This window comes from Ignavibacteriales bacterium (assembly GCA_026390775.1).
GTDB lineage: Bacteria > Bacteroidota > Ignavibacteria > Ignavibacteriales > Melioribacteraceae > Fen-1258.
In genome coordinates, this window is the sequence record JAPLFF010000003.1 from 752,767 (window position 1) to 778,114 (window position 25,348).

14 protein-coding genes are annotated in these 25,348 nt (G+C 34.0%); all 14 read right to left on the bottom strand.

What is annotated here, in order from left to right:
* Positions 1-63: 63 nt before the first annotated feature.
* The 14 genes from NTZ27_03680 to NTZ27_03745 all read right to left on the bottom strand — a co-directional run bounded on the left by NTZ27_03680 (position 64) and on the right by NTZ27_03745 (position 25,221).
* Entirely contained in the window at positions 64-1,062 is a 999-nt protein-coding gene (locus NTZ27_03680) for a dihydroorotate dehydrogenase-like protein (GenBank protein ID MCX6173836.1), read from the bottom strand.
* A 71-nt stretch (positions 1,063-1,133) separates the two neighbouring features.
* The gene (nifJ, locus tag NTZ27_03685; protein ID MCX6173837.1) at positions 1,134-4,727 is read right to left on the bottom strand and encodes a pyruvate:ferredoxin (flavodoxin) oxidoreductase; all 3,594 of its coding nucleotides are present in this window, start codon (positions 4,725-4,727) and stop codon (positions 1,134-1,136) included.
* Positions 4,728-5,199: 472 nt separating this feature from the next.
* Positions 5,200-5,691 carry a methylated-DNA--[protein]-cysteine S-methyltransferase gene (locus tag NTZ27_03690; GenBank protein MCX6173838.1) on the bottom strand — a complete coding sequence of 164 codons (492 nt, stop codon included), beginning with the start codon at positions 5,689-5,691 and terminating at the stop codon, positions 5,200-5,202.
* Positions 5,692-5,794: 103 nt separating this feature from the next.
* Positions 5,795-8,911, bottom strand: coding sequence for a PAS domain S-box protein (locus tag NTZ27_03695; protein ID MCX6173839.1), 3,117 nt, complete (start codon positions 8,909-8,911; stop codon positions 5,795-5,797).
* Between the two features lie 9 nt (positions 8,912-8,920).
* Positions 8,921-10,174 carry a fibronectin type III domain-containing protein gene (locus tag NTZ27_03700; protein ID MCX6173840.1) on the bottom strand — a complete coding sequence of 418 codons (1,254 nt, stop codon included), beginning with the start codon at positions 10,172-10,174 and terminating at the stop codon, positions 8,921-8,923.
* 245 nt (positions 10,175-10,419) lie between these two features.
* Entirely contained in the window at positions 10,420-12,318 is a 1,899-nt protein-coding gene (locus NTZ27_03705) for a hypothetical protein (GenBank protein ID MCX6173841.1), read from the bottom strand.
* Positions 12,309-12,800, bottom strand: coding sequence for a hypothetical protein (locus tag NTZ27_03710; protein ID MCX6173842.1), 492 nt, complete (start codon positions 12,798-12,800; stop codon positions 12,309-12,311). The genes NTZ27_03705 and NTZ27_03710 overlap by 10 nt, the downstream gene beginning before the upstream one ends.
* A 26-nt stretch (positions 12,801-12,826) precedes the next feature.
* Positions 12,827-14,254 carry a glycosyltransferase gene (locus NTZ27_03715; protein MCX6173843.1) on the bottom strand — a complete coding sequence of 476 codons (1,428 nt, stop codon included), beginning with the start codon at positions 14,252-14,254 and terminating at the stop codon, positions 12,827-12,829.
* A gap of 375 nt (positions 14,255-14,629) precedes the next feature.
* Complete coding sequence (locus tag NTZ27_03720) at positions 14,630-17,740, bottom strand: tetratricopeptide repeat protein (protein ID MCX6173844.1); 3,111 nt, start codon at positions 17,738-17,740, stop codon at positions 14,630-14,632.
* A complete protein-coding gene (locus NTZ27_03725) occupies positions 17,740-18,996 on the bottom strand; it encodes a hypothetical protein (GenBank protein MCX6173845.1) in 1,257 nt (418 codons plus the stop codon). The genes NTZ27_03720 and NTZ27_03725 overlap by 1 nt, the downstream gene beginning before the upstream one ends.
* 151 nt (positions 18,997-19,147) lie before the next feature.
* Positions 19,148-20,755 (bottom strand): glycoside hydrolase family 9 protein, encoded by a 1,608-nt coding sequence (locus NTZ27_03730; protein MCX6173846.1) that lies wholly within the window; start codon positions 20,753-20,755, stop codon positions 19,148-19,150.
* A gap of 132 nt (positions 20,756-20,887) precedes the next feature.
* Positions 20,888-21,535, bottom strand: coding sequence for a sterol desaturase family protein (locus NTZ27_03735; GenBank protein ID MCX6173847.1), 648 nt, complete (start codon positions 21,533-21,535; stop codon positions 20,888-20,890).
* Between the two features lie 79 nt (positions 21,536-21,614).
* Positions 21,615-22,652, bottom strand: coding sequence for a dipeptide epimerase (locus tag NTZ27_03740; protein MCX6173848.1), 1,038 nt, complete (start codon positions 22,650-22,652; stop codon positions 21,615-21,617).
* A gap of 256 nt (positions 22,653-22,908) precedes the next feature.
* On the bottom strand, positions 22,909-25,221 hold the full coding sequence (locus tag NTZ27_03745) for a fibronectin type III domain-containing protein (protein ID MCX6173849.1): 2,313 nt from the start codon (positions 25,219-25,221) through the stop codon (positions 22,909-22,911).
* Positions 25,222-25,348: the final 127 nt, after the last annotated feature.

A 25,348-nucleotide genomic window follows, 5' to 3' on the forward strand; every position in this document is an offset into this window, starting at 1 on the left:
AGTTTAAATAAAAAAAGCCATTAGGCAGTTCAAATCTAATGGCTTCTATAAATTAATCAAATATTAATTAAGCGATTTATAGCTCTGTAAAGTTTTCATATAGTTTGCACGTTCAAACGCCGCAGGCTGAGCAATTTTCTTTTGACTCATACTTCCCTTCATCATATCAATCGAATTATATTCTTTTTCTTCCATCCATTTTTTCATTCCGTCTAAAATTTGTGTAATGCGTCCAACACCATTAAGTAAAAGTTCAGAAGCCATCATTGCGACATCGCCGCCTGCCATCATAATTTTTAATACATCTATATGATTATGAATTCCGCTTGTAGCTCCCAAACTTGCTTTTATATTTCCGTGAAGAATTGCGATCCATCTTAACGGAAGTCGCATTTCCCAATTTGTACTAAGTAAAAGATTTGGAACAACTTCAAGTTTATCAAGATCAAAATCGGGTTGATAAAATCTGTTAAAGAGTACAAGGCCGTCAGCACCCGCATGATCGAGTTTACGTGCCATGTTCGACATCGAAGTAAAAAAGGGACTTAATTTTATAGCAACCGGAATCTTCACGTTCTTTTTTACTTCTTTTAAAACATCAACGTACATATTCTCAACTTCAGGCCCGGTAATATTCTGATTTGCAGCAACATAATAAACATTTAATTCAAGAGCATCGGCGCCGGCTTGCTCAATATTCTTAGCATACTTAATCCATCCGCCGGTACTAACACCGTTCAAACTTCCAATGATCGGAATATCAACAGCTTTCTTTAAGTTGGCTATATGATCTAAATACTGATAAGGTCCAAGAGGAAATTTTTCCTGCTCGGGGAAATAACTAAGTGCTTCAGCAAAACTATCAGTTCCAACGGAGAGATAATGATCAAGCTCACCGGATTCATGCGTGATCTGTTCTTCGAATAAAGAATAAACAACAACGGCAGCAGCTCCTGCATCTTCCATTGCTTTTACAGTATCAATACTTTGTGATAGCGGAGAAGCAGAAGGAACGATCGGGTTCTTTAATTTCAATCCCATGTATTTTGTTGTGAGATTCATTTTTACTCCTCAAATATTTTTTAGAATATTCAGACACCTTCCCGATTATCATCAGGCTCGGAGTGACTTCGTCAGTTTTTAGTTTCCTCTTTTCCGCTACCGTCTTTGCCGACTTCGAACGAAGACATCTGTTCGTAGAATTTCCATTTCTTAAATACCTCTTCCTGAGCTTTTACTAATAATTCTTTTGCTTCGGTCGGATGAGATTTAGTTAGCATCTTGTATCGTGTCTCTTTGTAGATATAATCTTCGAGTTTGATCTTAGGAGCTTTTGAATCTAACTTAAGCGGATTCTTTCCTTCTTTGAAATTTTCCGGATTGTATCTGAACAACGGCCAGTAACCGCTATCAACAGCTGCTTTCTGACTCTCCATTCCTTTCGCCATATTTATACCGTGTGCTATGCAATGGCTGTAAGCAATAATCAAAGAAGGTCCGTTATAAGCTTCGGCTTCTATGAATGCGCGCAATGTTTGAACATCGTTGGCACCCATTGCAACTTTTGCAACGTAAACATTTCCATAAATCATTGCCATCATCGCCAGATCTTTCTTAGCATTTGGTTTACCAGCTGCGGCAAATTTTGCAACTGCACCCATTCCAGTAGCTTTAGACATTTGTCCGCCGGTGTTAGAGTAAACTTCAGTATCTAGGACTAAAATATTTACGTTCTTGCCGGATGCAATAACGTGATCAAGTCCGCCGTAACCGATATCGTAAGCCCATCCGTCGCCGCCGATAATCCAAACGGATTTTTTAACGAGGTAGTCTGCAACTTCCAATAATTTTTCTGCGTCTTTAGATTTTATTTTTTCAAGCTTCTTTTTGAGCTCTGTTACTTTTTCTCTCTGTTCATAAATTCCGGCTTCGTCTTTTTGATCTGCATGAAGAATTGCATTTGATAATTCATTTCCAACTTGATCTTTTAATTTTGAGATCAGTTCAATTGCAAACTCATTTTGTTTATCAATCGAGAGGCGCATTCCCATTCCGAACTCAGCATTATCCTCGAACAACGAATTAGCCCAGGCTGGTCCCCTTCCTTCATTATTTTTTGACCAAGGAGTTGTAGGTAAATTACCGCCGTAAATTGATGAACATCCAGTTGCATTTGCAATTATTGAATGATCACCGAATAACTGAGATACTAATTTTACGTATGGAGTCTCACCGCATCCAGAGCAAGCACCCGAGAATTCAAATAACGGCTGCTGTAATTGCTGAGCTTTAATAACACCAGTGTTGATAAGTCTTCTATCTAATTCTGGCAACGTCAAGAAGAAATCCCAATTTGCTCTCTCTAATTCTCTGATCGGAATTTGAGGAGTCATATTAAGCGCTTTGAGACGCGTTTCTTTTTTATTTTTTGCCGGACAAACTTCTACACACATTTCGCAGCCGGTACAATCTTCAACGGCAACTTGAATTGTATAAGCATAACCATCGGGGAATTCTTTTCCTTTTGCATCCATCATTTTAAAAGTTGGAGGAGCTTCATCCAAATATTTTTTGTCATAAGATTTAATCCTGATACAAGCGTGAGGACATACCATAGCACATTTACCGCATTGAATACACCATTCCGAATCCCATGAAGGAACATCGAGTGCGATATTTCTTTTTTCCCATTGTGTAGTAGCAGACGGAAACGTTCCATCAATCGGCATTTCACTAACTTTTACATTATCACCTTTTCCTTCCATCATTTTGCCGAGAACATTGCGTACATAATCCGTAGCTTTATCAGAAACGATTGAAGGAATTTCGATCTTGCTTGTTACTTTTGATGGGACATCAATCTTAAATAAATTTTCAAGAGTTTGATCAACAGCTTCAAAATTTTTCTTTACGATTTCTTCGCCTTTTGCACCGTAAGTCTTCTGAATTGATTTCTTGATCTGTTCAATCGCTTCATCTTTAGGAAGTATTCCCGAAATAGCAAAGAAGCATGTCTGCATGATTGTATTAACTCTGCTACCCATTCCGGTTTTATTAGCAACTGCATAACCATCAATCAAGTAAAAATTTAATTTTTTATTTATGATCTGCTGCTGAATTCTGATTGGAAGATTATCCCAAGTCTCATCTTTACTGAAAGGACTATTAAGTAAGAATGTTCCGCTGTTTTCAATATTTCCAAGTACGTCAAATTTTTCTAGAAGTCCGAACGTATGACAGCCAACAAATTTTGCAGTTTGAATTAAATATGTTGAACGGATCGGCTTCTTACCGAATCTTAAATGCGATACTGTTGTGGAACCGGATTTTTTAGAATCATATACGAAATAACCTTGTGCATAATTTTCAGTTTCTTCACCGATTATCTTTATCGAGTTTTTATTCGCGCCGACTGTTCCATCAGCACCTAATCCATAGAACAAACACCGAACTACTTCATCACCTTCGATCATAAAGTTTTCATCGTAATCAAGACTTGTGAATGTTACATCATCATTTATTCCAACAGTGAAATGATTTTTCGGCTCCGGTTTTTTCATATTATCGAAAACTGCTTTTACCATTGCCGGAGTAAATTCTTTTGAAGATAAACCATAACGTCCACCTACGATTTTCGGCATCTTTGCAAACGGAGGATTGTTTGAACTCATTGCCTCTGAAATTGCAGTTACAATATCAAGGTATAATGGTTCGCCAAGCGAGCCCGGTTCTTTTGTTCTATCAAGTACGGAAATGTTTTCAACTGTTTTTGGAATTGCAGCAAGTAAATGTTTTGCAGAGAATGGTCTATATAATCTTACTTTTATTATACCGACCTTTTCTTCCATTCTTTGTGATAAATAATCAACTGTCTCTTCTGCTGCTTCAGCTCCGGATCCCATCAAAATAATAACACGCTTAGCATCCGGTGCACCGTAATAATCGAACAAGTGATATGGACGACCTGTAACTAAAGCAAATTTATCCATCGCTTTTTGAACAATCTCAGGACACTCGTCGTAGAATTTATTTACCGTTTCTCTTCCTTGGAAATAAACATCAGGATTCTGTGCTGTTCCCCTTATGAAAGGATTTTCCGGCTTCAAAGCTCTCTGCCGAAACTGTTTTATTTTTTCATCATCAATCATAGCACGAATATCTTCATCGGTTAACTCTTCCATCTTAACAACTTCGGCTGAAGTTCTGAATCCATCAAAGAAATGAATGAATGGAATTCTTGATTCTAAAGTTGCTCTGTGAACAATTGCAGCAGTATCCATAACTTCTTGAACTGAATTCGAACATATCAAACCAAATCCGGTTTGACGTGTTGCCATAACATCACTATGATCGCCGAAAATTGATAAAGCCGCGGCAGCAATCGAACGAGCGCTAACATGAAAAACGGCAGGAGTTAATTCACCGGCAATTTTATACATGTTTGGAATCATCAGAAATAATCCTTGAGAAGCTGTAAATGTTGTAGTAAGAGCACCGCTTTGCAAAGAACCATGCACGGCTCCGGCAGCACCGCCTTCACTTTGCATCTCTGTAACGCTTGGAACTGTTCCCCAGATATTTTTTATTTTTTTAGCCGACCACACATCAGATAACTCACCCATTGTTGAAGATGGTGTTATCGGATAGATAGCAATAACTTCGCTAACACGGTACGCAACGTGAGCGGCAGCTTCATTTCCATCAATCGTAATTTTCCTTCTTTCCATTTAATCCTCAATAATTTATATAATTATTTTTCCCGATTTTAACTTGTTACGAAATTCAAATATCTTGCCATCAAGAAGAGTTTATAATCTTTCTTTTTTGTCTAATTTCTCAAGATTCTGTAAAAATTTTAAGGAAAGCTTCTTTGTTTTAGAAATTATCCTACCATCAATCTTGTTTTTAAGAAAACTTTTAAAAAAGGCGATTGAATAATAGAAATTAATGGAGTTAAAATAAAGACGATGAGGTCGAAAAATGGATGGGAATAAAAAAGTTTTGCGATTTTTGTAATCAATAAACTATAGCTGGTATGTTACAACTATTTAGCTAAATCTTAAAATTAGCTCAAAGGATAATATGGAGTTTCTAACATACACTCAGTGAGCAGACACCAAATAAATATTCAAAGTCTTTCCATGTTTCTTTTGATAATGGTTTGAAGGATATGTTATTCATTTGATTCCAATAAAATATTTATAAGATCAGTTCCAACTGTTTTTCGTTGTTGCTAAATTTTTGCTCGTGATCTAAAAGCCATTTCTTCCGCCACAATCCGCCACCATAACCAGTTAGACTACCATCGCTTCCAATTACACGATGGCAAGGAATGATGATCGAAATTTTATTTTGTCCGTTAGCATTTGCAACTGCTCGAATTGCTTTTTGATCACCGAGTATTTTTGTGATTTCCATATATGATCTTGTTTCACCGTAAGGTATTTTTAATAATTCATCCCAAACCCTTTTTTGGAAATCCGTTCCTTCTGGTTGAATATTTAGTTCAAATATTTTCCTCTTACCTTTGAAATATTCATCAAGCTGTTCTACATATTTTTCAATATATGGATTCGATTTCGCATCGGGATTAAATTCTTCATCTATAAAGAACAATGATGTAATTGAGTTTTCCGTCCCTCCTATCTCAATTAATCCAATCGGAGAATTGTAAAATGTCTTATAATTCATAACCTGACAAAATAAATGATCGTCTACGATTCAACCTATTAAGCATAGGAAGAAATGTCAAGCGAAATAATTTGTGAATTATTAAATGCAGTTAGAAATGAAATCAGGTAAAGAGAGTTTTTAATACTTCCATTAATTTATCTCTTAATAATGGTTTAGAAACAAAATCATTGAATCCGGCTGCAATAAAACTATCGCGAGCACCGGGTAATAGATATGCGGTTGATGCAATGACCGGAACATTTTTATAACCGGGCATCTTCTGAATAATTCTTAATGCATCTAGTCCGTTATACTCTCCTTGTAAATTAATATCCATTACAAGGAAATCGAATTTTTTTGTTTTGAGAAGAGGCAATGCATTTTCAAAACTTGGAGCGAATTCAATATTCTTAAGGTCTTTCATCTGACTCTTAAACAGCATTTGTGAATCAACTTGATCTTCCAAGTAGAGACATGTAAGCTGTGTGAGATCCAACGGTTTCTTTTCTACTGAGACTAAAGACGGAGTAGAAACTTTTTCCGGTTGTTTGCCGCTAACTTTTTGCTGAGGAACAGTTTCCACTTCTAATTTTTTCATATCATTAATAACTAACTTAAGCGGTATTACCAATGCAAATTCAATCGGATCAGCATCTTTAGTAATCGTTTCTTTCCTAATTGATAATAAATCAATCAATTTTTTGGCGAGCTTAACAGAGAACCGTGAGAAGCCGTAATTTCTTCTGGTCATATTCTCTTCATCCGCGAAAATATCATTAAATGCTTTTAACAAGTAAGGAGTAATTGTTTTAGAAGTATCCTTAATGCTGACTGCGCAGTAATTATCCTGATAAACAGAAGCCGAAAGAAATATTTTGTCTTCTTTGGTAATCTGGATTGCAAATTTGATAAATAAGCTTAGTAATGAAACGATCTTCTGACGATCTGTTTCGATTTCCAATGCAGAAGAAATCTTGCCATATGAAAGTTCAACTTTTTTATCTTCAGCAGTTTTCTTAGTATTCTCTTTAAGTTCATTTAACATATCTACGAACTTGATATGTTCGGACTTAAGTTTTACAACTTTCTGTTCAAGTGTTGAGTATTCAACGGCGTTATCCATAATCTGAAGAAGTAATTTTTGATTTTGTTTTATAATATCAACAGCTTCTTTTTGTTCTTCATTTGGTTTTTGAATGCTTTCTCCGAGCTCTTGTGTAAAACCGAGTATTACATTAATTGGTGTTAGAAGCTCATGAAAAACATTTGAAAGAAACGGAGGATCAATCTTCTCGATGGAATCTTCTTGGGTTTTCTTTACATCTTTAGTTATAACTGGTTCATCAATCGGTTTGATAACCCAACAGAATGAATCTATATCGCCGCTGAAATTTTTTATAGGTGTTGCAATCGAATTAGTTTTAACAAATATTCCTGAAGGTTTTTTTATTTCAACATCTAAAATGGTCGGCTTCAGAATTCCAGAATGAAAAATATTTTTATTTATCTTAGCACGATCATCATCTGCGACGAGAGAAATAAAAGGACGTGTCTCCAAATCTTTTTTTGAGTAGCCAAAGCGTTTTGATACCGGTTCATTAATTTCAGTAATAAAACCATCTTTGTCAGTTATAATAACCGGATCGCTTGTATTATCAAATGCTGATTCTATAATCTGAGTTCTTTTTTTAGACTCTGCTTGTTCGGAAACATTCCTTACAAGATTTAGATGTGATTTCTTCCCTCTAAACTCAAGTGAAGATCTTCTTAATTCAACCAAAACAGAAGTGCCGTCATTCTTCTTATGTCTCCACGGTCCGCTGTAACTTCCCTGAACAATTTTACTATCACCGGTTTGAATCAATGTTTGGATATCTTCGGGAGCGTAAAGATCTGTCAGATCCATATTTAAAAAATCATTTCGTTTATAACCATATAATTTTAATGCAGCATCGTTCACATCAAGAAATTTTAAATTCTCTATATCATAGATAAACATGGCTTCTGGTAAATGTTCAATTAATGCTTCGTACATTTTTGCTTTTGTTTCTATCTGTTGATCCGCATCCAGTTTTTGAGTTATAATAATCTGCGTCCCGTAAAATTCACCGTTCAGATCAAATATTTTCTTAAAGCTTACTTCTGTATTAAATTGAGCTTTTTCTACAAATAAGTAATTGGTTTTTACGTCCGGATGTCTATCTGCATTTTTCAGATAATTTTCGAATTGAGATATAAATCCCTTTTCAAATATTTTACTTAAATCCATCAGTGATAAATCTACTTTATCATTGAGGTTTAACAGACGAATAAACTCTTTGCTGTAAGATGTTATTTTAAAATTTTTATCTATTAATAGAATAGCAACAGGCAAATCCTTAAATATAAAATTGCCCGATTCAATTTTAGTCTCTTGAATATGATGTTCTTTCTTTTGTGAAAATCCGATAATTGCAACTACATTATTATCAAGATCGCATAGAGGAAATTCTACAACAGAAATATTTCTATTAGTACCGCTTGTAACCGGAGTAACAATGCCTTCAAATATTACTGAATTTGTAGAATCAATAATATATGCATCAACTGTTTTATAAAGGTTTACCAAATATTTCGGAAGGTAATCCTGTTCATTTTTGTTTTCTAATTGATTGGACTTAAATCCTAACGAATCTGCGTATTTATCATTTACCAAAACTAATTTTCCGGATGACTCTTTAATCCAGAAATAATCATCAAGTTCATTTATATCTTTTTGAACTTTTGCCTTTTCAATAAATGAGAAAGGATAATTAAGCTTGATTTTATTTACGATCGAAACAATTCTTTTATCATAAGCGATCTTTTCGAGTTCCGACGTAGATATCCAAAATTTTTGTGTCTCGGTTGTATTTTTAACAAATGATTCATGATTAAGATTTATCAGGAAGTAAACATTATTTTCACTACGCAAAGGTGAGAATACAACTTCAAAATTATATTTAACTTTATCCATTTCAAGATCTATTATATCTCTTACGGGAGTATCATATTTTCTTACATCAATGAACATTCTTTGAAGTGTTAGTAATTTTACTTCATCAAAAAGTTCGAAGAAATTAGATTGCGGAGTTATTGAAGGTAATATTTTTTTAAAATCATTACTAAAGGCAATAACTCGACCTGTTTTATCAATAATCAAACTGGGAGATATATTAGGGCTATCTATCAGAGTTTTATATTTTGTTTCGCTGTTCATAATCATCAATTAAGGAAATCGGAGTATAGCTGAATATGGTGTATAAACTTTATTACCGAGCTTTTGCCTGACTCTATAAGAATATGTTGTACCGCTAATAATTGTTCGATCGGTAAACTCAAAAACATCTGAAGCCGTACTCCCGATCTCTATAAATTGACCATCCGGTTCTACCTTTCTTTCAATCACCGTTCCTTTAGAAAGATTCTTACTGTTATCGGTCCATGTTAATTTTAGAGCAGGGCCCGACAAAAGAAAAGCGCTTAAATTTGTCGGTGGTAAAACGTCAGTGTAATAAGTAGAAATAGATACTTCGTTTGAATAACCACTTTGAGTAGTTTGTGTGAAATAAGCTACACGATATTTATAAGAATTACTAGCAGTAACAGAATTATCTATATACTCAGTAACATTGGGGCCCGTAATAGCAAGAACTTTATAATTATTTGTTGATGGATCTGTTCTTTCAATTTGAAAACCTAGTTCGTTAACAACAAAATCAACCCATGTTAATCGTACTAAATTTGTTCCGGTTGCTTCTGCTTGTAAATTCCATGGACCATCGGGTAAACTGCTTGTACTTATCTCGTTACTATAATCAGAAAGACCGGATTCATTGACCGCTCTAACTTTATAGAAATAATCAATATATGGAGATAAATTGCCATCGGTTGTACTAATTGTATTTACAGGGAGTGTTTTAATTTTTCTATAATCTATTACTGTACCGTTACCAAGATCTTTTCTCCATAATTCAAAACTGGTTTCGTTTATTGAATTATCATTCCATTTAAGAGTAACTGAGAAATCATTTATTCGTGTTAATAAAAGATTTGAAGGAGCAATCGGTAACTTATCCTTCACAAAAATATTTTCTTGTAATTTACTTTCTTTAGACTTACCGATTGTATTAAAAACTTTCAAAGAATAATTAATTCGAGTGTGAATTAAAGTTGAATCAACTTCGAGATAGATTATAGGGTTAGTCCCATCGGTATTCTGTGTATATTTTTTTACAAAAGTTTTATTTACATACAGTTCATAAAAAGAAAGTCCTTGTCCGCTGGAACCATCGGCTGCCTGATAATTAATCGTATTTTTCCCGACTTTAACCGTGTCATTAGTCTTTGGACTCCAAACATCAATTGTCGGTGTGGTAGAAGTTTGAGTATCAGTAATTGATTCAACACAACCAAATGTAATTGCTAATAGAAGGAAAAGAATAGACTGAGGAAATTTTTTAATATAGTTAATCAATTTCATTATTTCTCTGTGAATGATTTTTTTACAATATTCAATTTAATAAATGGATATCAGTTTTGATAATTATTATTAAAAATGATTAGACTTTTAATAGTACTACACAACTGCAAATTATACAAAAAAGAATAATTCTGTTTAAAAATATTGGCAAGCTTTTTTGGCTGGTACTCCCTTTTTTGTTTAGGGTGAAAAGTGCCATTGCAATTGTAAAAATTTCTTATCAGTGTTTAAATAAGTTTTAGTCGTTAAATGTCAACGTTATCAAAATCTATTAACAACGAACGTGTTTCATGAGCTTCCATTTTATCTAAATAGAAGTAAATAGTTTTGGAATCGATATCTAACTTATATTTTGGGATCCTAGTATTAATTATATCAGATGAAACAGAAACATTTTTTACTCTTTTATTAATATTTACCTGTACAATTAAGTCAGATGCTTTTTCATCACGGGGATTATTTAGCTCAACAGCAATTCTTCTTTTACTTCTCGTTTCATAACGGACTTCAACACCCAAGCGATGAACCCACCAACCTCCTAATTCTTGAAGTGAAGTGACCCAAATTTTCTTGCTCTTTGCATAATTAATTATATCTTTTATAACCGAGGAATATTGAGGCTGTAATTGGTATTCAGTATGAACTTTAAAAACATAAAGTCCACCCTCAAATAACACACGATCAATATCTTCTTCGTAAGTATATCTTTGAAATGCAGGATTTACTAAACCATAATTGCGAACAACTTCATAATCATCGCGTGCTGTTTTGGTAATGATCATGATCGGTTTATTATTTCTTATACGTATTTCAGGAACAGAGCGGTCAGTTAGTGAATCAGTGACCAAGAATTCATAATTTAGCTGAGACATAGATTGTAACGTATTATCATCATAATAACCATTTAACGGCATTAATGCTTTTACAGTTTTTCCTGACACTTTCTTTAACGTATCAGCTGCAAATTTTAAGGTAGAGTATTGGACTTCCTTGCTAAAAAGTTTATTGACTGTATCATCTGCAGATTCAAGAAATCCAATATCAACAATAGCGCCGAGATCTCCTTTTTTTGCAATTGATTTTAACAATCCGGGATTTTGTTTTGCAAGTAATGGATCAACAAAGATAGTTGTAGGGGATTTAGTAAAGCTTAAAACATTACCAAGATAATTAATATTTTCAGACTGTTCTTTTACTGTTGGAACTATTATCATAGCAGCATCATAAGAAGTCGGCCAATCATTTATGAAAGCTGTGGGTTGATAAATAAGCCAATTAACGGAATTGTTGAAAAGTCTTTCGAAGTAGATATAATCTTTTTGAACACCAAGAACGGAATTTAATTCAAAACCATACCAAACAAATCTGCCTTTACCGTAACTACCGTATGCTATTCCTGCACTCTTCTGAATTTCTTCTCTAACAAGTCCCGCTTCCCTTCTGAAATCATACCAGAAACTAACTTGTGTAGTACGCGGTTCTAATACTTCTGCATAAATAGGTCTATCCCAGGTGGCGATCTTAAGAGCATATCCGGTTGGAATTTGTGCAGTAAGCGGTAAATTGCCTCGCAGTGTGTGAACTTTATATAATTCTTCCGGTTTGATTTCTCTGTTAAAGTTCATACCAAAAACTTCTTTGAAAAAATCCCATCCTCTCCACTTGCCTTCATCTGAATATGTTGCAGGACCGCCAGTAACGAACAAACTACCACCATTTTCTACATAGCGTTTTAATTGCATAATTTCTTTGTCGGATAATGATTTTGAACCGGGAAGAACGATCATCTTATAATTAAAGTGTTCACCTAATTCAATAGTCTGATCTGAGATAACATCATAATCTAATTTGGAATTTTTGATAAATTTTTTCCAAGTATCAACATTATCTCTTAACCAAGTACTTCCAGAAGGAAGCATAATTTCGGTATACTTTGAATAAAGTATTCCTGCCTTTTCTTTTTTCTCATCGGTTAAAAACTTAAGGTTATTTTTTGTAGGTAGGATTTCTTTCAGTTCGTAATTACCGTATATATTTTTTACGATGAGTAAAAAAACAAGAAAAGCGGTGATAAGTAATACCAATCCGCTTAAGAAAATAATAAGGTAATTAACTTTGAGCCCTTTGGCTTCTCTTACCGCCACCTTAGATTATCCTCTTGTTTACGATCTTGACGCGTTGGTTCAACATAACCTTCATTAGTATAACGCATATATTTCTTCTTAGAGCCTGATGCCGAACGTTCAGATTCGTTAGTTCGAGCATTTTCACCAGTTCCTCTTTGGCCATTAGTCGGAGCCGAACCAACGAATGTAGGTTTTAGCTCAGGACCTCGCGATTGTTCTTCTTGAGGAATATATGCAGGTTGACGCTGATACTCATAACCATACTCTTGTTGAGGAGATTGCGGCTCAAATGTTCTTCTCTCAGGAGTAATGATTCTTTGCTCTTGCATTAAAGGTGCAGGAGCTACAAGTTCGGCAGGAATTGCAGAAGGCTGCGCAGCTTGAGCTGTAATACCTTTACGTTCCCTAACCTTATAGAGGATATATGCACCAACAGCAAGAATAAAGGTTGAGATAGTTGCGACCAAAATGATTAATGAAAGTATAGGAATTAATTCCATATTAACCTCTGTTAAGTCTTTTCATTTTATCTGACACCGGCTGTATTATTTGCTGTTTTTGGTAATCCTCCGAGTCCGGTTCGCTCGAGTTTTCCCCATATCATTCTTATACCAAGAAATTCTTCCACTGTTGCCATTGCTTTTGTAACATCAATTAAAAGAATGAATACTACACGATAAATAATTGCATATGGTACCAATCGAAATTCTTCTTTTTCAGCAGCTATGCAATAAACTGCCGCCATTAAATCAAGCACGGCTATACCCATCCACCATAAAAAGATAAAACTTGATAATCCATAAAATAAAGCTACGATAATAAAATAAAGATTAACAAAAATATTCATAGTCGGCCAAATTAGTGCTTCATAAAACATTTGCCATAATATTATACTATTGTTAAAATTTACTGTTGGATTGATTAAGTGTCGTTTATGTTTTCTAATAGCTTGTAATATACCGCGTGTCCATCTATATCTTTGTTTCAATAATTGATAAATTGAAGCAGGAGCTTCAGTAAATGCGATAGCATTTGGTTCATAAACAATTTTCCAATTTTGGGCAAGGATTTTCAATGTTATATCTGCATCCTCAGCAAATGTATCGCTTGAATAAAAACCGGCATCTCTCAATGCTGCTTTTCTAAATAAACCGATTGGTCCAGGTATAATGTTAACCATTTGAATAAAGCCCTGGGCGCTTCGCGGCATATTTAGTCCTTCTAAGTACTCAAGTGCTTGAAGATCAGTTAAAAGATGTTTTCTATTTTGGACTTTTACGTTTCCGGCAACTGCACCTACAGCAGGATTTATAAAATGTCTTACAGCCATTCGCAATGAATTAGGTGTTAATTGTGAATCACCATCCATACACAATACAAACTGAGCTTCCGAATATTGTATACCAGCATTAAGAGCTTTTGCTTTACCGCTATTAGGTTTATTTATTAAGGAAATTTTAATTAATCCACTTCTTCCTCTTTGATGACCGACAAGTTCTTCAGCAATAGCAGCAGTATCATCAGTTGAGCCATCATTAACAATAATTATTTCATAATTAGGATAATCAACGTCTAGTAAAGATTCGATTGAATGTTGTAGAACTACTCCTTCATTAAAAACAGGGACTATAATAGAGATGAACGGGTAGAATCCTTCTTTTTCCTGAACAGTATATCTTGCTATATAAAAATAAGCCATGAATAGTGTACCAAAATATCTTATCAATAAAATAAATAAGAAAATCACTAGCGATACGATAGAAGCATAAACAAACAAGCCACTCCAAGTCAATACTGTAAGCGGAAGAGTTAGAATGATCGTGATAATTAAGAAGAGAGAAAAAATACCTGATAAGAAAATCACTTTTAATTTTTCAGCTCCAAGATTTCTATTAGGAGGTTTTAACTCCCTGTTATCTAGAGCTATCTGATATTTTTGATTGTTATTATTCACTTACAAACATCATTTATTAACAATATTGTTAAACAATATGAATGCCATAATTATTAATGATTAAACCAATTTTTCAAGAGTACAACTAGTTTAAGCTGTCCCAACTTCGTACAATATAGTTTTTTGGCTCAATAGTGAACAAATCCTAACGGAATATAATTTTTTTTATAACTTATTGCAACAAAATAAGTTATTCATAAGTGTTAAAGAAAGGATGTAACAAAGTTCTATAAATTCTTTCTTTTTATAGAATGCTATTCTGAATATTTTTTAAAGACGTCAATAAGACTTTCTATAGAATAATTTAACTACTCTATCATTACCTTCCTGTGTTAGTGTTACTTTTCATTTTTTAGATTATTTTTTCTTAATGGCTTAAAAAATACCCCAAAAAGCAAAAGCTGATGCAGTTATGTTTTTGTAGCTTGAGTCATATCTAAAACTGTTTCCAATTCCTATTCGAGCAGTTATGGTTAATCTTAATACGGGATTATATATTGCTTCTCCAAATACTTCATTTATTATATAATCAGCCTTTGGAACGTATCCAATTTTACCGCCTGCCTTCAACTTAAGGTTCTTAAATCCCCAATTCAGTTCTACCCAAATACTATGCGAATCAAAATTTTGAGGTGAAAAATATGAAGGCGAGATAAAAGCAAAATCTGAGAAATAATATTCATAACCAAAAAATCCATTAGAAAAAAATTTCTTACCTAATTTTAACTGAATGTCATTGCCTTCATTATTGTCACCTAAGCTGAAGTAATTATAAAATCCCGACACACGATAAATATGATTATAAGTATATAATCCACTAAAACGATAATAATTTGCGTTCAATCGAACGTTAATTAGATTTTGAGAATAAAGAATTGTACGGGCATCATTATTTTCAAAAGAAAGTACAAACGAAAAGTCATTCTCTTGTTCATACCGAAGTGATATATCTCCAATTCGTCTATTAGGTTCTCCAAATATGTTTAACGCTCCGTAACTGCCGGATAAGATTAAATTTTTTTGTAAAAAAATTGATGCAATTCCCTTAAGCTGAGTAAAGTTACTATTAATTGTCGAGTTCCCTAAAATAGTCATTGACCATGAAGCACCTAATGATAGGAATCCAATAAAATTACCATCTAACTTCATACCAGAATTAAATAATTTAAAATTCTGATTATCAATGTAATAAGTTGAAAAAGGTGATAATTCAATTTTTGTCGGAAGAAATAGAAAAATGAAATCCCTTATACTTGATAAGCCGTTACTTAATCCTGATTGCGGCAGCCAATTAATTCTCTCTTTAACAATTCTAACTTCCGATGTGTCTTGTACTTGATTTAATAAATCTTTGTAAACACTTTTTGCATCACCATATCTTCCTGCTATGACATATGAATCACCTAAGAATAATCGGTTAGTATTTAAATTTTTTCTTACATCTGGATTTGTTATTTCCTTATCCATCTCATCAAAAATTTCCTCGGCTTTCTCATATCTTTTTTCCTTAACAAAATATTTACCGAGGTAAACCATTCTGGGAATGATTATTTCCTGCTGCTTTGCATCATTTTGCATTTTTGATTTAAGATCCCGATAGATTGCTTCTGATTTATCGAGTTGATTTGTTACAACATAAGTGTCAGCTAAAATTATTCTTGCTTCGTCATCTTCAAGGATTAATTTGCAAATATTTTCTAATTCTTCTAATGCTTTAGTAGTATCCTGATTAAGATAATAATTTTTAGCTCTATGAAGAGCTGCTGTATAATCAAATTGTTCGTTTAATATTTTATTGTAATACTCAATCGCTAAAGAATATTCTTTAGCACAAGAGGCAATAGCAGCATATTGAAACATTTCATCACGGGTTAATGCGGTTCGTTTGGAACGATAGTCATCGTACTTTGCTAAAGCTTCTTCACATTTGCCTGCTTCACTCAATCTTTCGGCCTTATTTCTTATCTCAAAAACTTTTTGTCCCTCATATGCTGCTAAATGAATTTCATAATTACTTTGTGCGCTTTCAACTTCAGGACTATTGGGTGAGATTTGACGTGCTATATCTAAATATTTTTTGGCTTCGCTAAAATTTTTCTTCCATGCATAAAGTGAGGTAAGTGAAATTAGAGGACTCATTTCTCTGGATCTTACATCATGTACGTTAAGTAAATATTTTTCTGCAAGATCCAGATCCTGCGCAGTCCATACTCCAATTTGCCCCCGCAAAAGTTGATAATCCAAATTATTTGGATCAAGCTGAAGTAATTTATCTATTTGTACAATTGCTTTTTCCCATTCATAGTTCCATGCGGAGTACTGAGCATATTTATAACGTGCATCAAGATCTTGATCTTCCGGAATATCTTGAAGATATTCTCCAAGTACCTCAATTGCACTATCGTAATAGAACAAGTTTGCGTATGATTCTGCAAGTTTCATAACAGCTTCTTTATCTGAAGGATTTTCCTTCAAAGCAGTTGTATATTGTTCAACATTTTTATTAAACGTACTATCTCTGTATTCAGTTACATTTTTCCAAAGCTGCTTAAACTGATCTTCTTCAGTATGTTTTGGTTGTAAATATTGTAACTGTTGATAAGCTTCTTCATAGCGATTTTTTGCTATCAATTCATTAATCAAATCAAATCGAATAGGATCATTTTCTGGATCTTTTTCTAACAACCGATAAAATTTGTCAATGGGATATTCTATTCGTTCGAAAGCCCTTGGAACATTTTGTGTTGTTAAATAACCTTCCCGTTTAGCAAGATCTAATCCGTCTTCTGCTTCCTTAAAAAATGGTTTAAAATCAAGAGAAGTCTTAAAAGCATCTTCTGCTATTTTATATTTGCCGAGCCATAAAATAAAATATCCATACCTACTCCAAATGCGCCAATCGTCAGGATACCGTATTGTATATTTTTTTAATATTCTTTCTCCCTTAATTATTGATCCGGTCTTTGCTAAAATTTCTGTATAGCGAATTATCTCATCTGGCGAAGCATTATCATCACGTTTTAAGTATTCATCATACCAAATTTCTGCATTCCTCCACTCTTCCAACCAACGGTAAGATTTTCCAATTTCTAAATAACTGAATGCATAATTAGGATCTATTGCAATGTCTCGTGTGTGGCCATCTATCTTTTGATAAAGTTGTTTGTGCCAAATTCCAATTACACGGTTAAGGTCTTTTTTGATTTCGGAATTTTTAGGATCTAATCTTACTGCACGGCGTAAATCAAGAACGGAGTATTGATATTCTGGTCTTTGTTCGTAACATAATCCTCGTTTATGATATCCATCGGCTTCACGTGGATTAGCTGCTATATATTTATTTAATTGATCAATCGCTTCGCTAAATCTTCCTGCTGTCATCAGCAAAACTGCTTGACTTTTGAAAATTTTATACTTGTTTTGAGAAAAAATAGGAAGTGCGATAATAAATAAAAATAAAAAAAATATTTTTAGATATTTATTCATTACCCAATATACTTATTGAGCGGCTGATAACTCTGCTGTAAATCAGCATCAGAAGCAATAACAAATTCCATCATTGTTTCAGCGTTATCAATCCGATCATCAACCTCTAAATTATATATTGAAATATACCCTAAAATTGCATTAATATAATCCTGATCATGGCTTGGTAGATTATTTTGCATAGTTGTCATAAGATCAATAGCGCTTTTTAAACTTCCTCTAACCAATAAAACTATAACTTTGTTTTCAACAACACAGATTTTATCTTTTTTGCTGGTAGAGAGACGAATGGCATTTTGTAATTGGTGAACACTTAATAATCCTCTCATCTGAGCAGCAGGGTCTAATTTGAATGAAATCAAATTGAATGATTGTCCCGTACTTTTATATAATGCAATCTGATTATTAAGTATCAAAAGAAAATCGTTATAATTATAAATGTTTGAATATGCATATGGTTCAGATGGGATTTCTATTCGAGTCGGTTTGTTGAAATTTCTACTTTTCGGCATACTCGGCAATTCTTCCGTAACATGTGTTACTGGAGTAAATTCTGTAGTAACACCTTTATAAGGTTCAATTTTATATTCTGCAGTAAATTGACCTTCTGTATGTCCAACATTCGGTGTTATAGTAACTAATCCGCCTTGAAAGCGATCTCCTTTTTCCGATGTTTCTTTTTTCAGTTGAATTATTGCAGTAACATACTCCGATAATCCATTAATGATGGATTGAGCTTTTGGTGTAGCCGGTTCACTAATTAAGAATAAACTTGTTATATCTTTCTCTTCAATAGTTTCCAAAGTTCTCACAAATGAATCTCTTAAATAATTTTGATTCTTAAATCCTACAAACGGAGTTAATTCATCAAAGATTATTCTAGTCGGATGGTATTGATCTACAACAGTAATAATGTCATTAATATATTCAACAAGATAATCATCAGGATTATACATTTCATAAACGTTATTAGGTGGAAGAACACGTACTACGATTAAAAGATTCTGATTCATGTACGACTGTATATCAAAATTCAATGAAGCAGCTTGAATCATTAAATCTTTCGGACGCATTAGTGTAAAATACAAACAAACCTCGGAAGACTTTGCAGTTTCGAGAGCAAATTGCAGACCTAATAATGTTCTACCGGATTTTCTAGGTCCGATCAATAAGTAGCTTCCGCCTCGGTAGATTCCTCCCCAATTTTTATCAATAAAGGAAAATCCAGATCGGATTAGCTGTATAGAATTTGTCATTTAAAGACCTGTATTAGATTTTAGACATCGGATAAAAGCCAACTCCTATGCCAAAGAAAATTCATTTTTCAGTCGAAAATGTTAATTTTTAATACACTGAGAATCTAAAAGTGAGAATAGAGAATTGTGTGCATCAAAATAAAACACAGATTTATTTCTTCTTTCCAAAAGACAAATTCCCAAAAACGAATATGGCAGTTGCATTTCCTGTTATTGTCGGTTCATTTGTAATATAATCCATTCTATCGTCACGGTAATAATCATTTTCTGTCTGAAATTTTAAATATTTATCTGGCTTATTATAACTGATTTTTGCTTTATCTACAAATGCTTTAGCTGCAGGACCAGCTGAAAAGCCACCGGGCAATTTCCCTTTCAAAAAAGAAATTTGGTGATGAAAATTTTTCGTGTAATTCTTACCAAAGCCCGATACAAAACTTACACCCCACGGATTTTTTCCTAATATATAATCTCTCTGTGAAGATGCAACTGAATCGTATTTGGAATCATTTGTTAATTTTTTATAAAGAATATTCTGTAAAGTTATTCCTAACAAAGTAACATTTGTTCCCCAAGCCAGGTCAGTACCTTTTTCAAAAAGATTCTGTTTCTTTTTTTTGTTGAACTCTTCTAAATTTTTTACAATAAAATCCGTGAATCGGGTAATAAATTTTGCCAATCTGTAATGTGCAAGAGAATTCAGATTACCCCAGCTCCACCAAAAATCAGAACCGGCTTGGTCTGCTAATAAAGTTGCATCATTTAAATAATTTGTTTTAAATGTTGTCATATAAAGTTCAACAGCACCGAGTGCAAGTTTCCCTTCATAATTTTTGTCAAGATACATTCCGCTCCCGCTGCTATCTACGTCCTGAACTTGATTTCTGATCGAGTAAATATTTTCAGCAGCAGTTAAACATTGCTTTGAAAATTCCGGAAAGTGAAATTTATCATTCCATATTCGTGAAGCTAACGCCATTGTTGCAGCGTAAATTCCAATCAGGTTTTTTCCGATACCAACAAAAGCTGGACGGTCAAATCCAAGCGTATCTTTTTCCGGCATACGCCAACCGACTTCATGATCGCGTAAATCCTGAACTTGTGTAACTAATTTATTTTTTGAGTAGTAACTTCGAAGCATCCAATCCAGACCAACTTTTGCTTCTTCGAGAATATCAGGTGTTCCGTTATTGTTTGAATCAAATCCGAATTTATCAGGATCGAATTCATAAGAAAATAATAACAAGTAAGTTGCAACAGCAGTAGTATTAAGAAATTTTACATAATCACCTGCGTCGTGCCAACCGCCGGTTACATCTATAGTTTTTGTAATTGTTTTTTTCCCATCAATAATACTTGTCGCATCTGAGATATGACAGACTTTATGTAAGAGCGGATCTGTATACCCGCATCTTTGAACTCGGAAAAATTGAAGAAGAGAATCAGCTAATCCATTATAAATATTTTCACTAATTCTGAATGTATAAGAATTTTGCTGAGCATATTTAAAATAATATTCTCCTATAGATTTAACCGAACTGAAATCAATTGTATAAGTAAAAGGAAAATTACCATATGCACCAAGATTATTTCCAAACTTTGTTGTAAAGACTTTTTCTTTCCCTTTATTGCTATAAACAAATATTGATTTTCCTTCCAGCTTATTGTAAGAAAGTATTACAGCTGTCTTTACATCGTTTGGAAGATAACCCAACTGATTGAATCTGATATATATTTCAGGCTCAGCCTTCAAGTTCAACGTACAACTCGGAAGAGAGAACATAATGACCATACTAAGTATTATCGAAACACGGAGCGATCTCAATTTCAGTCCTTGTTATTCTAGTGGAAAATTTCTTGGATAAAAGGAATTTAATTCACAAAATATTTCTTACTCAACCGGTTCATTCACAATGCTGTCTTTCTCCGGAAAGGTTGTTCCAAAAACATAATCCCATGTAGGTTGACTAACGCCATATCCTAGACCCGGATTTCGATAATGATGCTTTGAATGATGGTTTTTTATCGTCAACAAAAATTTGTTATGCATATTAAAATGATGAATAGAATAATGAGTTATATCATAAAACAAATAACCAACTAGAAATCCGGCAAAGAATGGAAGTACATACTCATTATCCATGATAGTGTCAAACATAATAAAAAATAATGCAGCTAGCGGAAGACTAACTGATGGCGGCATTACTAATCTTTTTGAATCCTTTGGATAATCATGATGTATGCCGTGAATCAAAAAATGAATTCTTTTGCCCCATTCACTCTTGGGCATATAATGGAAAACAAATCTATGTAGAAAATATTCAGTGAAGGTCCAAACAAATAATCCAGCTAATACTAACAACAATGAACTGGATATTGATAAATAGTAAATGTAAAAACCGCGGAATAATAAAAATGAAATAATTGGTACAAATACCCATAATGGTACTGTCCAATGAACTCTTGACAACGCTTCCAAAAAATCATTCTCAAACAATCTAATTGTTTCATCTCTGTTAGAGACATAATTCTTCGGCATAATACGCTCCTCATTTTTAATGGCAAGAATATAATCAAATGAATAAATAAACTAAACTGAATTGTATGAATTTTCAAAACTACAATTCGGTAAAAGGTAAGTCCTCTTTTAAATCAATGCCAAGACCATTTTTTCCAGATAGATGTAATCTACCATCATCTACTGTAACCGCATTAAAAGGATCATTTGTAAGCAGAAGATTTCCATCAAGATCGGCAAAATCAACCAACGATGAAAGCTGAGCTGCTGCACTTATTCCACATGAAGTTTCAGTCATACATCCCATCATAACCTTCAAATCACATTCTTGAGCTTTCATAATCATTTTATATGCTTCATTAATTCCGGTACATTTCATTAGCTTGATGTTGATTCCGTTAAACGAGTTTTTAATTTTTTCAATATCGGAATATCTTTGCACGGATTCATCTGCAATAATTGGAATTGGAGATCTTTCTGATAACCACGCTGATTTTTCGAAATCATTTTTATTGAACGGCTGTTCGATCAATAAAATATTTTGCTGATGCAACCACTCAGACATTTCCAATGCAAAATATTTATCTGACCAGCCCTGATTAATATCAGCATAAAGTGGTTTATCGGTTTCTTCTCTTACTGCTCGAACAATTTTTTTATCATCTTCAGTTCCAAGCTTTATTTTGAAAATCTTAAACTTACTTGCTTCGGCAATTTTCTGTTTCAATATTTTCGGCTCATCTATTCCGATCGTAAAAGAGGTCATAGGTAAAAAGTTAGTTGTAAGATCAAATAATTGATAACATGGTTTTTGATTTATCTGCCCGAATAAATCGTGTAAAGCAATATCAACAGCAGCTTTTGCGGCAGTGTTATTTTCAGCACTTCCATCTATTGTATTAATAATATTTTTATAATCGGAAATGTTGCCGATATTTTTTTTTGCAATCGATTTCAAAAAAGTAATTACTGTTTCTTGTGTCTCCTGTAAATAAGGCGGAAGCGATGCTTCTCCATATCCAACAATTCCATCATGTTCAATTTTAATCAGTACAATTGGAGTTGACTTCCTAGAATTATAAGAAATTGTAAACTGATGCCTCAGTTCTAATGAGTATTTCGAATAAGATATTTCCATTTACTATCTGAAATTATTTATTGAAATATAGAAGAGTCTATTGGTTTAAAGCAAAAAGGTCATCCCGACAAGCCGGGATGACCTTTCATAAATCTATGATCTTCTAATTATATATCAATTAGAGTTATGCAAAATATGCCTGGTGACAAGCGTAAAGGGCAAGACCAATTACTGCTATAACAACCAGGAAGAATATTGTTGCACTTAATTTTTTCATTTTATCCTCTACTCTTTTTGAGTTATCTGATATTTTCAATTATTTAATTAATACCATTTTTTTAACTGCAACAAAGCTGCCTGCGGTAATTCTGTATATGTAAGTTCCGCTTGATACTTTGTAACCTAAATTATTCTCTCCATTCCAATCTACACTATGATTGCCTGCCAACGTCTCATTATTTACAAGAGATTTTACTTCACGTCCTAGCATATCGTAAACTTTTATGCTTACGTATGAATCCTTAGAAAGTGAGTATGCAATCCTTGTAGTTGGGTTGAAAGGATTCGGATAATTTTGTGATAACTCAAACTGAGTTGGGATAACTTCTTTATCATCTACTGCTGTTGTGCCGCTTGTCTTAAATGTTCCCGTTGAAGAATAATTCGAGACCGAACCGCTGTCGTTCTTCGATAATACTCTCCAATAGTAAATTGAATTTGATTCTAATCCGGTTACCTGTGTTACCGGTTCATCTATATTCGTTCTACTTACTGAATTACTGAAATCCGCATTCTTGGAATACTGCACATCATATTGAAGATGTGTCTCTGATGGAACAGGAATTCTCCATGTTAAAATTGCGGAAGTATTATTAATCGGCTGTAAGTAGTTCGGACTGATTACTAGAGGAACTACTGATGAAGATCCAGCGGCGGTTGAAAAACTAGCGATCATTGACCAAGGTGACACAACTAAATTATTTGCTGTTAATCTCGATCTTGCCTGCCAATAATAAGTAGCACCAGCGGTTACAGTGTATGGTATCGCAGTTACTAATATTGAGTTAGTTGGATCAGTAACAACAAATCCGGAAGAAGTTGCCAGAGGGTGATTTAACTTTCCAAGTCCGTCTACACTCGAACTTTGTGCTATTACTATTTCATAATCAAGAGATTGTGTTGATGATGCAGACCAATATAATGTTATTGCAGAAAGAGGACTGTCTATTATTTGTCCTCCGACCGGGGTAGAAGGAATTGGAGTTGTAGCCGCTCCGCTTGCTGTGACCGCAACAACAAAATTTGCCGCTGAAGACCATGCAGAAATTGAAGCATGATTTGCTGCCAATCTTGATCTTGCGTGCCAATAATAAGTCGTACTTGGTATTAATGAAGTCGTTCCTTCTGCGAATAAGTTTGCAGACCAACCTAAAATTACTGGAGATGTTGTAAAATTACCTCCACCATCAACAGCAGAACTTGAAGAATATTCAACTTGGAATTCTAAACCTGTTGCGTAAACATCAATGTAATAATAAAACGTTGGAGGATTAACATAAACTGTAGATCCGCCGTTTGGCCACGCTGTATATGGTATAACCGGAGAACCTGCTAAACTGGTATACATTACAAATGATGAATCACCTGCTGTTGACCAGAGGGACTTATTACCGCCGATCTTAGATCTTACCTGCCAGTAATAAGTATGACCCGCTATAAGATCAACAAGAAGTGTCTTATACGTATGGTTCGATGTTGATGTTATCTGCGGTGCAGGATAAACTTCACTAGCGGTAAAATCTCTGTACCGAATTTCATAATCTAATCCGGGTTCATTTCCTTTTATGTACCAGAAGAATGTCGGCTTTAATGCATAACTTGTCGCGCCGTCAATTGGATAAGATCTGTAACATATAGGCGGACCTGTCGGACTGAATCCTGTGGTTACTGTTGAGTAAGAAATAATTATTGTACCTGCAGTATTCTTAGCACGTACTTGAATATAATATGTTGAGCCCTGTGTTAATCCAGTTAATGTGTACGTGGTTGTATCTAATCTTGTAACAGACGTATAACCACTCATGTTTGCGCTTGTAGACCATAAGAGATCATAATATAAACCTGAAGAGAACGGCACAGGATGCCATGATATAAAAGCTGTTGTCACTCCAGATATTACCGGATTTATAATTGGTTTGGCTGCATTGACTGTTGTAAATTCTCTCGTCGGAGTCCAATCGCTGTTAGGCGGACCGGTTTTTCTCACTCTCCAATAATAAGTTCTACCATTTGCAAGTACACTGCTGCTAGTTGTACTATAAGTGAAATTATAAAAAGCGTTAGTTGCAACGTAAGCTGGATCAAGAGCTATAGGGGAACTAAAATCACTATTATCATCTATTTGAAATTCCCAGGTTGTACCGACTGACCAAGCAAATGATGGAAGAACTGTAACGCCTACTGCGTAATTTGCCGGACTTGCACCAATTGTAGGCACTGCAGGACCAGTAGTAGGATTTTGTGATCCAGAATTTCCACTTGTACCGCTTGCATTGTAAGCACGAACTTGATAATAATATGGTGTATTAATAGCTAAACCAGTGACAGAATAAGTTGTAACGTTACCCACATTTAAATTACTAAACCCAGTAACAAAGGATGCGAAATTACTGACTGTTGAAACATCTAAATAATATCCTGTAGCACCAGTTGAAGCACCCCAATTTGCTGAGAAACTAGTCCCTGCAATACTTGAA

Bases quoted from the DNA above. Each gene is read 5' to 3' on its own strand.
- NTZ27_03680 (MCX6173836.1), bottom strand. From the start codon at position 1,062: ATGAATCTCACAACAAAATACATGGGATTGAAATTAAAGAACCCGATC.
- nifJ (MCX6173837.1), bottom strand. From the start codon at position 4,727: ATGGAAAGAAGGAAAATTACGATTGATGGAAATGAAGCTGCCGCTCAC.
- NTZ27_03690 (MCX6173838.1), bottom strand. From the start codon at position 5,691: ATGAATTATAAGACATTTTACAATTCTCCGATTGGATTAATTGAGATA.
- NTZ27_03695 (MCX6173839.1), bottom strand. From the start codon at position 8,911: ATGAACAGCGAAACAAAATATAAAACTCTGATAGATAGCCCTAATATA.
- NTZ27_03700 (MCX6173840.1), bottom strand. From the start codon at position 10,174: ATGAAATTGATTAACTATATTAAAAAATTTCCTCAGTCTATTCTTTTC.
- NTZ27_03710 (MCX6173842.1), bottom strand. From the start codon at position 12,800: ATGGAATTAATTCCTATACTTTCATTAATCATTTTGGTCGCAACTATC.
- NTZ27_03720 (MCX6173844.1), bottom strand. From the start codon at position 17,740: ATGAATAAATATCTAAAAATATTTTTTTTATTTTTATTTATTATCGCA.
- NTZ27_03725 (MCX6173845.1), bottom strand. From the start codon at position 18,996: ATGACAAATTCTATACAGCTAATCCGATCTGGATTTTCCTTTATTGAT.
- NTZ27_03735 (MCX6173847.1), bottom strand. From the start codon at position 21,535: ATGCCGAAGAATTATGTCTCTAACAGAGATGAAACAATTAGATTGTTT.
- NTZ27_03740 (MCX6173848.1), bottom strand. From the start codon at position 22,652: ATGGAAATATCTTATTCGAAATACTCATTAGAACTGAGGCATCAGTTT.